The organism is Ensifer canadensis (assembly GCF_017488845.2).
Taxonomy (GTDB): Bacteria; Pseudomonadota; Alphaproteobacteria; order Rhizobiales; family Rhizobiaceae; genus Ensifer; species Ensifer canadensis.
Genome location: NZ_CP083370.1, coordinates 2,541,545 through 2,556,257 on the forward strand (window position 1 = coordinate 2,541,545; position 14,713 = coordinate 2,556,257).

Consider the following 14,713-nt stretch of genomic DNA (forward strand, 5'->3'; position numbering starts at 1 on the left):
GGGGAATGGCGGGTCATGCCCGCCATTTTTATCCGCGACCGCGATAGGTCGGCACGCCCTGATCGGGCAGCCACAATCCTTCCGGCGGCTTGCCGGTCTGCCAGAAAACGTCGATCGGAATGCCGCCGCGCGGATACCAGTAGGCACCGATGCGCAGCCAGCGCGGCGACAACAGGCTGACCAGCCGTTTGGCGATATCAATGGTGCAGTCCTCGTGGAAGGCGCCATGATTGCGGAAGGAATGCAGGAACAGCTTCAGCGACTTCGATTCCACCAGCCATTCATCCGGCACGTAGTCGATGACGATGTGGGCAAAATCCGGCTGGCCGGTCATCGGGCAAAGCGAGGTGAATTCCGGCGCGGTGAACCGCACCAGGAAGTCCGCGCCCTGATTGCCGCTCGGCACGCGCTCGAGCACCGCTTCGTCGGGGCTCTGCGGCAGGTCGACCTTGGCGCCCAGTTGCGACAGGCCGGATACGTCAGTCTTGCTCATTTGCGTGGTGCTCCACTTACCTTTACGCGCACGCCGTGCGCCTTTTCACCTTCCGGCTCGACATGGATCGCGATCTTGGCGCCGGGGTGAACGGCGCGTATCGCGTCCTCGATGCGATCGCAGATATCATGCGCCTCGCCGACCGGCATCATTTCCGGCACGACCATGTGGAAATCCACAAAAATCACCGGGCCTGCCTGGCGGGTCTTGAGATCGTGCACTCCAAGCGAGCCCTTGCCGTTGGCGGCGATCGCCTGCTTGATCGCCTCCTCCTCCTCGGCCGGCACCGCCCGGTCCATCAACCCGTCAATCGACCGCGAGATCACCATCCAGCCCTGGAACAGGATATTGCAGGCGACGATGACGGCCAGCAAGGGATCAAGGATCGCGTAACCCGTGGCAATGGCAAGACCAAGGCCGATCAAAACGCCGATCGAGGTCACGACGTCAGACAGAATATGATGGCCGTCGGCGCTGAGAGCCGGCGAGCGATGCTTCCGACCGGCGCTGATCAGCACATAGGCCCAGATGGCGTTGACGACACCAGCAGCAAAGTTGATCGCCAGGCCGAGCGCCGGAGCTTCCAACATCACCGGCGCCATCATCGCCGGCACCGCTTCCCAGACGATCAGCAATGCGGCAACGACGATCAGCACGCCCTCGATAACCGCGGAAAAATACTCCGCCTTGTGGTGCCCGAAGGGATGGCCGGCATCCGCCGGTTTCGCCGCATAGCCGATCATCAGATAGGCGATCACCGCCGCAATCACATTGACTGTCGACTCAAGACCATCCGACAAAAGGGCCACCGAGCCGGTAAGCCACCAGGCAAGCAGCTTCAGCCCCAGCACAGCCAGAGAAAGCGGAATGCCCCAGAAGGCAAGCCGCAGGACGGTTCGGTTATCGGATAGAGACATCTTCTTCATTCCTCATGCAGATGCAAACGAGTTGCAAACGCAAGCCCATTGAAACGCAAAACCGCCCGCGCGAATTTCGCGCAGGCGGTCAATGGGAAACATATGTGCCATCGATGCCGGCTTGTCAAAGGTGCGTTCGGCTCCTGCCCGTTTTTTAAGGGTCCGTAATCGTACCCGGCATCAGATCGGTTTCGGCGCTTTCGACTTCTTCGGCGCCCTTGCCGAGGTACAGGAAGACGACCACGGCCGTTGCCGTGGTAATGGCCGTCAACAGCCAGAGCAGCGTCCCGAACGCGCTGCTATAGGCTTGAAGCAGTGCAAGGCGCTCAACCGACGGCACTATGCTGCCGGCCGCAGCCACGTTGCCGGTGACGAGCCTCTGGGCGACATCGGCGGCGTGGCCGCCGGCTGCCGACCCCAATTTGATCTGCGTGAAGACAGAGAGAAGCGCTGTCACCACCGCAAGGGCGATCCCTTCGCCCGCAACACGGGTGGTGCTGAAGATACCCGTCGCCATTCCCGCCCGCTCCTTCGGCACCACGCTGACCGCCAGCCCATCCATCAAACCCCAGGGCAGGCTGATGCCGATGCCGACGAGCAGCAATGGTGGGACCAGCAGCCCCGGCGCCGAGCCCACGGGAAACTGGCTGAGCCAGCCAAGCCCGGCGGCTGAAACCAGCAATCCGGTCCCGCAGATGACGGCCGGCGCAAACCAGCGCGTCAACAGACCGGCGGCGATCGGCAGGAGGAGCAGCGGAGCCGAGAGCGCAATCATCATCCGCCCCCCGGCAATCTCGCTCATGCCTTCGATGCCGATGAACCGCACCGGCAGAAGAATGAGCAGCACGACGAAACCATAAGCCGGCGCCGCCGCGAGCAGTTGTACGCCGACAAAGCGCGGATACTTGAACAAGGACAGATCCAGCATCGGCCGCGCCACGGAACGCTCGATTCGGTAGAAGACAAAGAAGAAGACAACCGCAGCTACCAGCACAGCGAGGACGAAAGGATCGCTCCAGCCGGCCTCGGGCAGCTGCAGGATGCCAAATGTCAGGAATGCCAGCGCCAGCGTGAACGTCACCGCCCCCTTCCAGTCGAGGCCGCCCGCATTCGGGTCGCGCGTTTCCCGCAGGAAAACGGCACCGAGCGCAAAGGCAAAGGCCGCGAGCGCGACGACAAGCAGGAAGATTGCCGGCCAGCCGAGCGCCTCGACCACGAGGCCGGAGGCAATGGGGCCAAATGCCAGGCCGACGCCAAAGCTCGCACCGACGACGCTGAACGCCCGCAGCCGTTGCCCCTCTTCAAACTCCTGTGCCAGTGAAGCCATGCCGCCCGAAAACGCTGCCGCCGCCCCGACACCCTGCAAGGCCCTGAGAATGTCGAACAAGACAATATCGTTGGCGAAGGCAAGGCCGAGCGAGAACAGGCCGAAGGCTGCAAGCCCGCCGAGGAACATGCGCTTGCGGCCATAGCTATCGGCAAGCGCGCCCGCCGCCATCAGGGTGCTGCCGAAGGTCAGCATGAAGGCGTTCGTGACCCAGTTGAGCGCCAGCGGGCTTCCACCCAGCGTCCGGCTGATCGCGGGCAGTGCCACCGCCGGCCCGGTGAAGGTCAGCGGCATGGCGGCGGCCGCACAACAAACAGCAACAAGAACGCACAACCGTCCGGCGTTGCTCCTACTCCTGGTCTTTTCTCTCATGTCTTGCAGTCCCGATGTGTTCGAGCAAGGAAGGACCCGCCGGTCGCACTTCGTGAGGCGACCGGTCGCCGGTCGGTGGGTATCGATTGACTTGAGGAGGATAGATTGGACAGAATGGCTGGGAAATACCGCCATCATTCCACTCTTGGCGGAAAAAAACGCTCGAATAGGAGAGGCAATGGATCGCTTGGGTGGACTGACGGCCTTTGTTCGAACCGCCGATCTCGGCAGCTTTGTCGCTGCCGGACGGGTCCTTGGCCTATCCGCTTCGGCCGTTGGCAAGGCGGTGACCAATCTCGAGAGACAGCTTGGCGTTCGCCTGTTTCAACGCTCGACACGCAGCATCCGGCTGACGGAGGAAGGGCGGCTGTTTCACGAGCGCTGCCGTCGCGTCCTCGACGATCTAGACGATGCCGAGGCATCGCTAGCCCAAGCCGTCGCGGCTCCACGCGGGCGCCTGCGCGTCAGCGTTCCGATCGTCAGTTATCACCTGCTGCTGCCGGTGCTGCCGGAATTCGTTGAGCGCTATCCCGAAGTCGAACTCGATCTCGATTTCAACGATCGCATCGTCGACCTGATCGATGAGGAGGTCGATGTCGCTATCCGCAGCGGCGATTTGCCGGATTCCCGGCTGATGTCGAGAGCCCTGCGCCCGTTCCGGCTTCTGCTTTGCGCCGCCCCAAGCTACCTCGCCGATCACGGCACGCCCGAATGCCCACGGGATCTCGATGGTCACCGGGCAATCCGCTTCCGGTTTCCCAACAGCCGCAAACTGCAGGACTGGCCGATTGTCATGTCAGGCACCATGCCGCCGATGTGCACAGTGCTGACCTGCAACAATATGGAGGCATTGCGTGGCGCCGTGATCAGCGGTCTCGGCATTGGCTGCATGCCGGACTTTCTGGCGCGCGGGCCGCTTGCCGACGGCGCGCTTAAAACGGTGCTCGACGCCCATCTCAACGCACCCGGCCAGTTTCACCTTCTCTGGCCCTCGAACCGGCACCTCTCGCCCAAGGTCCGGGTCTTCGTCGATTTCCTCAGCGAGCGGCTGTTTGCCGATCGCTGCGAAATTCCGGGCGCGCCAAGCGCCCCATGAAGGCACCTGCCAGCCCGACAACGAAAGCGCCGCCCTTTGATACGGAGGCGGCGCCTGATTGTCTGCGGTTCGTTTCTTAGGCGGCCTTGACCTTCGCCCGCTTGGCCAGATGCGCCACCACGTTTTCGATCATGCGCATGCCGGCATCGCCGCCGAGCGTCATGATCGATTCCGGGTGGAACTGCACGGCTGCCACCGGCTCCTTGGTATGCTCGATGCCCATGATCGTGCCGTCTTCACTTTCGGCGGTGATCATGAAATCGCGCGGCAGGCTCGACGGATCGGCAAAGATCGAGTGATAGCGACCGACGGTCACCTCCTTGCCGAGGCCGGAGAAGACGATGCCGGGTTCGAGCACGCGGATGCGCGACGGCTTGCCGTGCATCGGGATCGCCAGCTGCCTGAGATCGCCGCCATAGGCTTCGGCAAGCGCCTGCAGGCCGAGGCAGACGCCGAAGATCGGCAGATCGCGGGCACGCGCCTTCTTGATCGTTGCCTTGCAGTCGAAATCCTTCGGGTTGCCGGGTCCCGGCGACAGCACGACGAGATCCGGCTTCACCCGGTCGAAGATCTCTTCGGCCACCGGCGAGCGCACCGTCGTCACCGTTGCCCCCGTTTGGCGGAAGTAATTCGCCAGCGTGTGCACGAAGCTGTCCTCGTGGTCGACAAGCAGGATGTTGACGCCGGCGCCTACGGCGGCGACGTCACGGCCGGCCTTGCCGCTGTTGGCGGATTTCGCGTCACGAATGGCTGCGATCATGGCAGAGGCCTTCAGTTCGGTTTCGGCTTCTTCTTCTTCCGGGTTTGAATCGTAGAGCAGCGTCGCGCCCGCCCTCACCTCGGCAATGCCGTCCTTGATGCGGATGGTGCGGAGCGTCAGGCCGGTGTTCATGTCGCCGTTGAAGCCGACCATGCCGATGGCGCCACCATACCATGCGCGCGGGCTCTTCTCGTGGCCTTCGATGAAGCGCATCGCCCAGAGTTTCGGCGCACCGGTGACGGTGACGGCCCAGGCGTGGCTGAGGAAGCCGTCGAAGGCGTCCATATCGTCGCGCAGGCGCCCCTCGATGTGGTCGACCGTGTGGATCAGGCGCGAATACATCTCGATCTGGCGGCGGCCGATGACCTTGACGGAGCCGGGAACGCAGACGCGGCTCTTGTCGTTGCGGTCGACATCCGAGCACATGGTCAGTTCGGACTCGTCCTTCTTGGAATTCAGCAGCTTCAGGATCTGCTCGCTGTCGGCGATCGGGTCGTCACCGCGCTTGATCGTGCCGGAAATCGGGCAGGTCTCGATGCGGCGGCCGGACACGCGCACGAACATTTCCGGCGAGGCGCCGACCAGGTATTCCTGGTTTCCGAGATTGATGAAGAAGGAATAGGGCGACGGGTTGATCGCCTTCAACCGTTTGGAGATCTCCGACGGCTTGCTGTCGCAGCGCTCGAAGAACTTCTGGCCGGGAACGACCTCGAAGAGATCGCCGCGGCGGAAGCTTTCCTTCGCCTTGACCACAAGCTCGGCATATTCGCCGGGCCGGTGGTCCCCATGCGGCGGAATGATGTCGACGGTCTGGAAGGGTTCGCTGGCGATCTCCTCCGTCTTGCCTTCAGTCGAAACACCGTCCTTGGCGAAGTCATAGCGGTCGATCCAGGCCTTGGCGGCATAGTGGTCGACGACCAGGATCTCATCCGGCAGGAACAGAACCATGTCGCGCTGGTCGTCCGGGCGCTTCAGCTTCAGCTCGATGGCGTCGAACTGGAAGGCGAGATCGTAACCGAAGGCGCCATAAAGGCCGAGGCTCGCATCCTCCGCCGAATGGAAGAGGTTGGTGACGGCCCGAAGCACGGTGAAGACCGTCGGCATCTTCGAGCGCTCTTCCTCGGTGAAGACACGGTCGGGCGCGTTGATCGTCAGGTCGAGACGGGTCGCCGTCGAGGTGCCGAGCGTGATGTCGGCGACGGTTTTCAGATGGTCCGAAATGATCGACAGCAGCACTTCGCCGCGGCCGTTATAGGCTTCGATCCAGAGCGAGCGGCCGAAGGAGGAAATGCCGAGCGGCGGGTCGACGACGGCAGTGTCCCAGCGCGTGTAGCGGCCCGGATATTCGTAGTTGGACGAAAACACCGCGCCGCGACGTTCGTCCAGCCTGTCGACATAGCTTGAAATCGAATCCGCATAGGAGGCTTCGCGCCGCCTGCGGGTGACGACGATCCCGCCCCTGGTGGTATAGCTTTCCGCGCCGTCTTCGAGAATTACCGTTGCCATTCGTCTCGCTCCGTAAAAGCCCGGTTTTTCCACGCGGCCAGAATACGAAAAAGCCGCCTCGAAATCTCCGGGCGGCTTGATGTCTCAATCACGCATGACTGGTCAAGGCCGCCTCAGCGAGCCCACCACCAGATCGAAATGTTGCGTGCATTTGTCATGGGCGAAAGTGTTAGCGCGGGTTGCAGCCTTGCGCAAGCGGGAAAAAGTGCCGCCGCAGGAGCAAAAGAAAAGGCGGCCACGAAGGGCCGCCTTTCCGACTGGAGCTCGTCTGCGATCGATCAGAACTTGGCCTTCGCCGTGACCAGGAAGGTCCGGCCGCGACCGGTGTCGATCGTGCTGCCGGCAATGGTGCTCGACGACGGCGTGTAGGCCTTGTCGAACAGGTTCGTGACCGTTGCCGTCACTTCGAAGCCATTCTCGAACTTGTAGTTCGCGAACATATCGACCAGCCCGTAACCCGGAACGGTCGGCGGCGTGCGGTTGATCGCACCGACGTCGGCGCTCGAAACCGCGTAGAAGCGCGTGCCGACCGTCAGGCGCTGATCTTCGAGGAAGCGGGCGCCGAGCGTCGCGCTGACGATAGTGTCCGGCAGGTAGGTCTGCACGCCGAAACCGTTGATCTGCGATGGCAGTTTGCTGTCGGTATAGGTATAGGCGAGGTCGCCGAAGACGAAGCCTGCATCATAGGCCGCCTGCAGTTCGAAGCCCTGAACCGTCGACGTGCCAGGGTTGTTGACGAAGAAGATCTGGCGACCGCCACCAAGCATTGCCGCGGTGATGTAGTTGTCGATCCTGTTGTGGAAGTAGTTGGCCTTCACACGCAGGCTATCGCTGGAGTCGAGCAGACCGTCGAAGGAGAAGTTGGCACCAACTTCCCAGCCCTTGGAGATTTCAGGCTCCAGGAACGGATTGGGGAAGAAGGACTGACCGCTAGAGCCCGGGTGTGTTCCACCGGCAAAGGTTTCGTTGACCGTCGGCGGGCGCGAGGTCTCTGCGTAGGTCACGTAGGGCTGGAACCAGTCCGTAGGGTTGAGCGCAAGCGTGATGCTCGGATTGAGGTGTCCATCGGACTTGTCAACTGTGTAGGGACCTGCCGGAAGGCCGATCGGGTTGCCGGCGACAACGGCGCCCGAGCCGTCGAGGCTGTAGTGGTCGTAGCGCAGCCCGGCCGTCAGGTCGGCGATACCGTAGGTGAAGGTCGTCGTGCTGAAGACGCCGGTCGTGGCATTGCGACCGCCACCGTTGACACCACCGCTCGGCCGCGCCGTGCTGTTGATGACGTCGTAATCATCGCGGAAATACTCGACGCCGTAATTGGCCCTGACCGCAACGTCACCAAGATCGAACAGCGAGGTGTTGGAGATGTCGAAGCCCTTGCCGGTGTCGATGATCTGACGGCCGGCGGCAGTACCGCCACCTCTGACGTCGGTGTCGTACTTCATCTTCAACCGGTTCCAATAGGCGTTGGCGCGGAAATCTATGAGTTCGTTGTCTGGCGTATAGGAATAGCTTGCGGCCAGCGTCTGGTTCTTCACGTTCTGGAAGTAGGAGTTGGCGAAGAAGTCATTGTCATAGGTGATGCCGCTGAACTTGAAGGTATGATCCTCATCCGGCGTAATCTCGAACTTCAGCATGCCAGACAGCAGGTCTTCCTCGGTATAGGGCACCTGAACGCCATTGCCGTTGTCGTAATTGCCAGGGTCGGCCTTGCTGATACCGCCCAGTACCGAAAAGACGTCGTTGAAGCGGTAGGCGCCGATCAGCGATTCCGACCAGCCGGCACCGTTGGTGCCATAGGTGGCGGAGGCAATGCCGCCATAGGTCTTGCCGTCCTGGATCAGGTCTTCGATGTCATAGGTCCTAAAGTTGACCGAGCCGGCCAATGCGCCACCGCCGACACCGGTGACGGCGCCGCGGGTGACGTCGATCTCGGACAGGAACGCCGGGTCGAAATAGGCGAGACCTTGCGCTTCGTGACCGGTGAAGCGGAAGTTCTGGCGCACGCCGTCGATCATCATGTTGACGCGACCGGAACCTTCGAAGCCGCGAATGTTGACGGCCACACCCGGGTTCTGCGGATTGTTCGCCGTCGACGTGCCGGGAACACCGCGCAGCAGGTCATCGGTTTCAAGCCCGGACTGCAGGTCGATCTGGTCGGTCGTCACCACGCTGACCGGGCCGGCCTTTGCATAGGGGTCGCTGGTGCGCGCGCCCTTGACGACGATCGGCGAAAGGAAGGTCTCGCCCTTCTTGGCGGCCTCGGCATTCTGTTCGTTTGCCTTCGGCGCGGTCGTCGCGGTCTGCGCGAAGGCACCAGAGGCGGCGGAAAGAGCAAGTGTAGTCGTGCACGCCAAAAGTGCCAGGCGACGGTGCCGGTTGAGCATGGACCAATCCTTTTGAATTCATGGGCCGGGCTTGCTGTTGAGCGGCGAACTCAAGGGGCTGGCTGGGCGTGGGGTTCGAATACGTGGCGACATTGCGTCGCCTCATTTATGCCGCATAAAAAACATGACTATTATTGTCAAGATAGAAACGCCTCCCCAACAATTTATGGGATCGTCCCAATTCGGGGCGTTGCCGAACTGCAACGCTCTTTGCATCAAGCCGATGAAACCAGATGGCTTCCCATGCGTTCCTCCCCGTCGAGGCCTGCCCTCGCGGACATGTGAAAGGAAACGCATGCGTTGCCATATCCCCCTGATTTTCCTGTCGACATTGCTCCTCACAGGCGCGAGCCTTCCCAAAACCGGCCCCCTTCCCCTACCCAAACCACCTGCGGACGCACAGGCCGAGGCGCCGGTACCCGCTCCTGAAAAGAAGCCGGAAACGCGGGTGAAGGAAGGTGACGAAGACAAGGACCAGCAGCCTCCCAGCGGTCAACAGGGCAGCCAAGCGCCAACGCCTGAGCCGAAGCCGGCGGAAGGCACAGAAACTGAGAAGGACGGCGACAAGGGAGCCGACGGCAAGAAGGGCGACGCCGCCAGCGAGGAGAAGACCACGGACAAGCCGACTGACTACAAGGCGGAAGAGCCCCCCGTCATCTACCCGCCGGTCGAAAACGAGAACCCGACCGAATACGCCAAGTGCCTATCGGAGCTGAAAGCATTGGGTGCCGTTTTCACCGAAGCCAAGCGGATCGACGATGGCAAGGGCTGCGGCATCGACAAGCCGCTTGATGTGACAAGCGTGTTGCCCGACGTGAAACTGGCGCCGAAGGGGCTGATGCGCTGCGAGGCGGCGTTGGCATTGGCGCGCTGGACCAAGGAAGCAGTACAGCCGGCGGCCGACGTGGCGTTTGCCAAGGGTACGACCGTCAAGATGTTGAACCAGGCCTCCACCTATATCTGCCGCCTGCGCAACAACGCCCCGACAGGCAAGATCTCAGAGCATGCCCACGGCAACGCCGTCGACATCGCTTCGTTCACGCTCAGCGACGGCAAGACCATCGAGATCCAGCCTCGCGACGAGGATGGCACCATGACCGGCGCCTTCCAGCGTGCGATCACCGCTTCGGCCTGCCTGTATTTCAAGACCGTGCTCGATCCGGGCAGCGACGCGGCGCATGAGACGCACCTGCATCTCGACGTGATCGAGCGCGGGAACGGATATCGTTACTGCCGATAGAGCGTTTCCGCCTTGTACGGAGTCGCTGAACCGCTCTATCGTTTTGCTTCACGCATTTCCTGACGGAAAACCGCTTCGCGCCTTATCTGGAACGCTTTAATCCGCACCATAGCCAAGGGCGACGAACTCGCCTTCGAAACGCCCGGCAAGCTCACCGTCATCCAGCAACTCGGCGGCAACGACGATCCTTGCCCTGCCCCGACGGTGAAACAGCCGCAGGAAGCTCGGCCATTGCCCCATGTCCGCAAGGGTTGACCGAGAGGAGAATGCACCGGCAACCGGCTTCAGATACTCCATCCGGTTGCTCTGGATCACGAGGCGGGCCGGAACGCCCGCGTGCGTCAGCCGCACGTGCAGCAGCGACCAGGCGGCAAGGATGGAGAGTGCGGAGGCACTGCCGCCGAACACCGTTTCGCGATGATTGATGTTGGGAGCGAGCGGCGCAGATAGCCGCACGTGCTCATCAATCGCTTCGTCGACATGAACCTGCATCGCTGCCGAAAGCGGAATATGGGCGTGAAGATAAGCTTCAAGGTCCAACGGGGTCATGGCGGCTCAGATCGATTTTGCTCACATCGTATCGGTGGGCAGGCACTCGCAACATCAGCACGGACGCACTGATCAGGACAATACCCTCTCCCTTTCGTCACCATCAAGCGAGCAACCCGCACGGCTTGCACGGCAACAAAGGTGGCGTAGATACCTTGCAGGATCAGGTTTCCTTCCCCAGATAGCAGCCCAGGAATATCACTGCCCCCCAAGCCCGAGGAAACCTCCATGGCGCTCACAATGTACAGGCTCTCCGTTCCCACCTTCGTCCATGGCTTCAATGTCCTCGGCAAATTGCTCGACAAGGCCGAGGCCCATGCCGGCGAAACCGGTCTTTCGCTCGACGATCTGGTCAACGCCCGACTGGTCGCCGACATGCTGCCGCTTGCAGGCCAGGTGCAGCGCGCCAGCGACACGTCAAAGGGCACCATCGCCCGGCTGACCGCGCTCGAGGTGCCGAGCTTTCCCGATGAGGAGAAGACGTTCGGGGAACTGCGCGAGCGCATCGGCAAGACCGTCGCATTCCTGGAGACCGTTCGACCGTCCGATCTCGACGGCAGCGAAACCCGCGAGGTCACCCTGACCTTCACCAAGCTGAAGATGACGTTGAGCGGCGAGGACTATCTGTTGAAATTCGTGCTGCCGAACTTCTATTTCCACCTGACCACGGCCTACGACATTCTCCGCCATAAGGGCGTTCCCGTCGGCAAGGCGGACTTCATCAGCCTCAACTGAGACGTGGCGCCTCGGGAAGCGAAACGGGAGCGGAAACGCTTTAAAATCAATCCATAACGCCTCAAATCGATCTCGGTTTGAGGCGTTATGCCTACAGCGCCGCGCGTCTTGTTAGACGCGCCAAGGTCGCTGTAGCGCTTTAAATTGCCGCTGCTTTTATCCCTAAATCGAATGCGATTTACGGAAACTTACAGTAGCCGGGAGCTCAAGCGTTTCCGATTTAGACGGAATCGCATAAGCGCTCTATCTCTTTGTTTTTACGCATTTCCTGACGGAAAACCGCTTCGCACTTTTCCTGGAACTGCTCTAGAACAGGCCTTCGATATAGCCCTGCTGATTGAGGTAGATCTTCTCCGATGACGGCACCTTCGGCAGGCCCGGCATCGTCATGATTTCGCCGGTGATGACGACGATGAAGCCGGCGCCGGCGGCAAGCCGCACTTCGCGGATCGGCACCGTGTGGCCCGTCGGCGCGCCGCGCAGGTTCGGGTCGGTCGAAAACGAATATTGCGTCTTGGCCATGCAGATCGGCAGGTGGCCGTAGCCCTGATCCTCCCAGGTGCGCAATTGATCACGCACCGACTTGTCGGCGATCACTTCGCTGGCGTGGTAGATGTCCTTGGCGATCGTCTCGATTTTGTGGAACAGCGGCATCTCGTCGGGATAGAGCGGCGAAAACTGCGAGTGGCCGCCTTCGGCGAGTGCTGCTACCTTTCGCGCCAGTTCCTCGATGCCTACAGAACCTTCGGCCCAGTGGCGGCAGAGCACGGCCTCTGCACCGAGCGTTGCGACATAGTCCTTGATTGCCTGCACCTCGGCCTCGGTATCGGAGGTGAAGTGATTGATCGCGACGATCGCAGGCACGCCGAACTTCTTGACGTTCTGGACGTGGCGGCCGAGGTTGGCGCAGCCTTTGCGCAGCGCCTCGAGGTTCTCCTTGCCGAGATCGTCCTTCTTGACGCCGCCATTCATCTTGATGGCGCGCACGGTGGCGACGATGACGGCGGCATCGGGCTTGAGCCCGGCCTTGCGACATTTGATGTCGAAGAATTTTTCCGCGCCGAGATCGGCGCCGAAGCCGGCTTCGGTTACCACGTAATCTGCGAGTTTCAGCGCCGTGGTCGTCGCGATCACCGAGTTGCAGCCATGGGCAATATTGGCGAACGGGCCGCCGTGCACGAAGGCCGGATTGTTCTCCAGCGTCTGCACCAGGTTCGGCTGCATCGCATCCTTCAACAGCACGGTCATCGCCCCGTCCGCCTTGATATCGCGGGCAAGGACCGGGCTCTTGTCACGCCGGTAGCCGATGATGATGTTGCCGAGGCGCTTTTCCAGGTCCTTCAGATCCATCGAAAGGCAAAGGATCGCCATGACCTCGGAAGCAACTGTGATGTCGAAACCGGTCTCGCGCGGATAACCGTTGGCAACGCCGCCGAGCGAGCCGACGATGTTGCGCAGCGCCCGATCGTTCATGTCCATCACCCGTCGCCAGGAAATGCGCCGGATGTCGATGTTCTGCTCGTTGCCCCAATAGATATGGTTGTCGAGCAGCGCCGCAAGCAGGTTGTGGGCGGATGTGATGGCGTGGAAATCGCCGGTGAAATGAAGGTTCATGTCCTCCATCGGCACCACCTGGGCGTAGCCGCCGCCGGCCGCCCCACCCTTGACGCCGAAACAGGGGCCGAGCGACGCCTCGCGGATGCAGACGATCGCCTTCTTGCCGATGCGGTTGAGGCCGTCGCCGAGACCGACCGTCGTCGTCGTCTTGCCCTCGCCGGCGGGCGTCGGATTGATCGCGGTCACCAGGATCAGATGGCCGTTCTTGCGGTCCTTCTGTGCAGCAATGAATTCCGCGCCGATCTTTGCCTTGTCATGGCCGTAGGGCAGCAGATGCTCCGGCGGAATGCCGAGCTTTGCACCGATCTCCAGGATCGGCCTCTTCTTCGCGGCACGCGCGATTTCGATATCGGACTTGACCTCCACCATGGGTTTTCCCCTCCCCCCAAGCTGCATTTCTGTGCCTGACCCCATTCGGGATGAGGCGTTTCTTGCACCTTCGCCGGAAGGCACAACTCCGGCTGGAGCTGCCGCCCATCAGGCGCTGATCTTTATCGCGCGAGAATGTCGCGCATCTCGACGATGTTGGAGCGCACCCGCAGGATATAGAAGCCCATGGTCGCCAGATGCGTCGGCATGATCCAGCCGGCCTCTTCGCCGTTGGAGATGATGAACGGCTGGATGCGAAGTGCCGAGCGCAGCTGCTTGATCGTTTCCGTCCAGATCGGCGTCAGGCCGCGCTGGGCGACGACGTTCTCGAAGTCGGCGCCGGCAGCCGAAAGGATGCCGTAGTAACCGTAGAGCTGTCCGTAGGCGAACCAGAAACGGTCGTCGGCACGCGTGTCGAACCAGCCGCCATTGTGGTTTTCCGAGCGCTCGCGAATGATCGCCGAGGTGTTGCCGAGATCGTTGGCGATGCGGTCGAGGAACTCCACCAGGTTATCGGCGCGACCGTCAAAGACGGCATCGCACTTGGCAAGCGTGGCGTTGAAGGTGCGCATGTCCCGCATGGCAGCGCGATAGAAGCTCGGTGTCGGGGTCTTCGGGCCAAACGGATTGAGGCCGAAGTACCAGGTCTCCTCGTCGAACTGGATGTTGCCACGCGCCCGCTGCAGATCGTTGTTGATGCCTGACGTGCCGCGAACGCGACCGAGTGAATCGACCAGTTCAACCGAGGTACGGCGAACCGCCTGGTTGATGCCGCGCTGGAACGATGCCTTGTTGTCGAGCCAAGGCGTATCGTCCCAATCGAGGCCGAAGAAGCCGACCTTGTAGAGCAGCATCGACGAAATCCAGGCATTCTCATTGACGTTGAAATCGATGAGATCGGCCGCGACATCGACGATCGCCGAGGTCTGGCACTGGGTCCCGGCGGGCAGTTGCACGGCGGCAAGTGCCTCAGGCGTAACTTCGGCCGGCGGCGTAACCGCGGCCGCCTGGTTGGCTGCCGCTGCGCCGGTCGTCGTTTGTCCGGTCGTGACACCGGGCCCCGCCACAGGCGAACCCGCCGGCACCTTGCGCTCGGCGAGCTTGTAGCGATCAACATAGTCGGCATCGAAATTCGTCCAGGCCTGGGTCTGCCAGATGAAATAGCCGTAGAAGAAGATCAGGCCGAGCAGGATGATGCCGATCGGCCCCTTGATGATCCAGTTGCGCTGGCGATACCAGTTTCCAAGCGCAACGAACGGCCACAGCAGCCAGGCAACGGCCAGGCCGATGCCGCGACCGATCGCGGTAAAGACACGCTGGAAAAACGCGACGATCGGATCAAACATGT

The 14,713-nt window shown here is 61.7% G+C and carries 12 protein-coding genes; 3 read left to right on the forward strand and 9 right to left on the reverse strand.

Translation table 11 applies throughout. The features are described 5' to 3' along the window. Window positions 1–28: 28 nt before the first annotated feature. The 3 genes from queF to J3R84_RS12425 all read right to left on the reverse strand — a co-directional run bounded on the left by queF (window position 29) and on the right by J3R84_RS12425 (window position 3,031). Window positions 29–493 (reverse strand): preQ(1) synthase, encoded by a 465-nt coding sequence (gene queF, locus J3R84_RS12415; protein ID WP_025427970.1) that lies wholly within the window; start codon window positions 491–493, stop codon window positions 29–31. Further along, complete coding sequence (locus tag J3R84_RS12420) at window positions 490–1,410, reverse strand: cation diffusion facilitator family transporter (RefSeq protein WP_057206125.1); 921 nt, start codon at window positions 1,408–1,410, stop codon at window positions 490–492. Before J3R84_RS12420 ends, queF begins: the two co-directional genes overlap by 4 nt. Before the next feature lie 154 nt (window positions 1,411–1,564). Next, window positions 1,565–3,031, reverse strand: a complete 1,467-nt coding sequence (locus J3R84_RS12425; protein ID WP_244494240.1) for an MFS transporter — start codon at window positions 3,029–3,031, stop codon at window positions 1,565–1,567. Window positions 3,032–3,287: 256 nt separating this feature from the next. Between J3R84_RS12425 and J3R84_RS12430 the strand changes: the two genes are divergently transcribed. Beyond that, on the forward strand, window positions 3,288–4,205 hold the full coding sequence (locus tag J3R84_RS12430; protein ID WP_025427973.1) for a LysR family transcriptional regulator: 918 nt from the start codon (window positions 3,288–3,290) through the stop codon (window positions 4,203–4,205). Window positions 4,206–4,281: 76 nt separating this feature from the next. Here the strand turns inward: J3R84_RS12430 and J3R84_RS12435 are convergent, their stop codons facing one another. The 3 genes from J3R84_RS12435 to J3R84_RS12445 all read right to left on the reverse strand — a co-directional run bounded on the left by J3R84_RS12435 (window position 4,282) and on the right by J3R84_RS12445 (window position 8,855). Then, window positions 4,282–6,471 (reverse strand): anthranilate synthase, encoded by a 2,190-nt coding sequence (locus J3R84_RS12435; RefSeq protein WP_025427974.1) that lies wholly within the window; start codon window positions 6,469–6,471, stop codon window positions 4,282–4,284. A 113-nt stretch (window positions 6,472–6,584) separates the two neighbouring features. After that, on the reverse strand, window positions 6,585–6,629 hold the full coding sequence (gene trpLE / locus J3R84_RS12440; protein WP_178385073.1) for a trpE operon leader peptide TrpLE: 45 nt from the start codon (window positions 6,627–6,629) through the stop codon (window positions 6,585–6,587). Between the two features lie 120 nt (window positions 6,630–6,749). Further along, on the reverse strand, window positions 6,750–8,855 hold the full coding sequence (locus J3R84_RS12445; RefSeq protein ID WP_025427975.1) for a TonB-dependent hemoglobin/transferrin/lactoferrin family receptor: 2,106 nt from the start codon (window positions 8,853–8,855) through the stop codon (window positions 6,750–6,752). Between the two features lie 295 nt (window positions 8,856–9,150). Between J3R84_RS12445 and J3R84_RS12450 the strand changes: the two genes are divergently transcribed. After that, a complete protein-coding gene (locus J3R84_RS12450) occupies window positions 9,151–10,095 on the forward strand; it encodes an extensin-like domain-containing protein (RefSeq protein WP_025427976.1) in 945 nt (314 codons plus the stop codon). A gap of 96 nt (window positions 10,096–10,191) precedes the next feature. Here J3R84_RS12450 and J3R84_RS12455 read toward each other — a convergent pair whose 3' ends face one another. After that, window positions 10,192–10,644, reverse strand: a complete 453-nt coding sequence (locus J3R84_RS12455; protein ID WP_025427977.1) for a YiiD C-terminal domain-containing protein — start codon at window positions 10,642–10,644, stop codon at window positions 10,192–10,194. 228 nt (window positions 10,645–10,872) lie between these two features. On the opposite strand from J3R84_RS12455, the gene J3R84_RS12460 reads away from it, so the two are divergent. Beyond that, entirely contained in the window at window positions 10,873–11,379 is a 507-nt protein-coding gene (locus tag J3R84_RS12460) for a DUF1993 domain-containing protein (RefSeq protein WP_025427978.1), read from the forward strand. A gap of 306 nt (window positions 11,380–11,685) precedes the next feature. Here J3R84_RS12460 and J3R84_RS12465 read toward each other — a convergent pair whose 3' ends face one another. Further along, window positions 11,686–13,365: a formate--tetrahydrofolate ligase gene (locus tag J3R84_RS12465; protein ID WP_025427979.1), complete on the reverse strand. Its 1,680-nt coding sequence runs from the start codon at window positions 13,363–13,365 to the stop codon at window positions 11,686–11,688. A 122-nt stretch (window positions 13,366–13,487) separates the two neighbouring features. Next, window positions 13,488–14,711 carry a DUF2333 family protein gene (locus J3R84_RS12470; RefSeq protein ID WP_203528064.1) on the reverse strand — a complete coding sequence of 408 codons (1,224 nt, stop codon included), beginning with the start codon at window positions 14,709–14,711 and terminating at the stop codon, window positions 13,488–13,490. Between the last annotated feature and the right edge of the window lie 2 nt (window positions 14,712–14,713).

Coding starts and splice junctions, on each gene's coding strand:
- queF (WP_025427970.1), bottom strand. CDS start 493: ATGAGCAAGACTGACGTATCCGGCCTGTCGCAACTGGGCGCCAAGGTC.
- J3R84_RS12420 (WP_057206125.1), bottom strand. CDS start 1,410: ATGTCTCTATCCGATAACCGAACCGTCCTGCGGCTTGCCTTCTGGGGC.
- J3R84_RS12425 (WP_244494240.1), bottom strand. CDS start 3,031: ATGCCGCTGACCTTCACCGGGCCGGCGGTGGCACTGCCCGCGATCAGC.
- J3R84_RS12430 (WP_025427973.1), top strand. CDS start 3,288: ATGGATCGCTTGGGTGGACTGACGGCCTTTGTTCGAACCGCCGATCTC.
- J3R84_RS12435 (WP_025427974.1), bottom strand. CDS start 6,471: ATGGCAACGGTAATTCTCGAAGACGGCGCGGAAAGCTATACCACCAGG.
- J3R84_RS12445 (WP_025427975.1), bottom strand. CDS start 8,855: ATGCTCAACCGGCACCGTCGCCTGGCACTTTTGGCGTGCACGACTACA.
- J3R84_RS12450 (WP_025427976.1), top strand. CDS start 9,151: ATGCGTTGCCATATCCCCCTGATTTTCCTGTCGACATTGCTCCTCACA.
- J3R84_RS12455 (WP_025427977.1), bottom strand. CDS start 10,644: ATGACCCCGTTGGACCTTGAAGCTTATCTTCACGCCCATATTCCGCTT.
- J3R84_RS12460 (WP_025427978.1), top strand. CDS start 10,873: ATGGCGCTCACAATGTACAGGCTCTCCGTTCCCACCTTCGTCCATGGC.
- J3R84_RS12465 (WP_025427979.1), bottom strand. CDS start 13,365: ATGGTGGAGGTCAAGTCCGATATCGAAATCGCGCGTGCCGCGAAGAAG.
- J3R84_RS12470 (WP_203528064.1), bottom strand. CDS start 14,711: ATGTTTGATCCGATCGTCGCGTTTTTCCAGCGTGTCTTTACCGCGATC.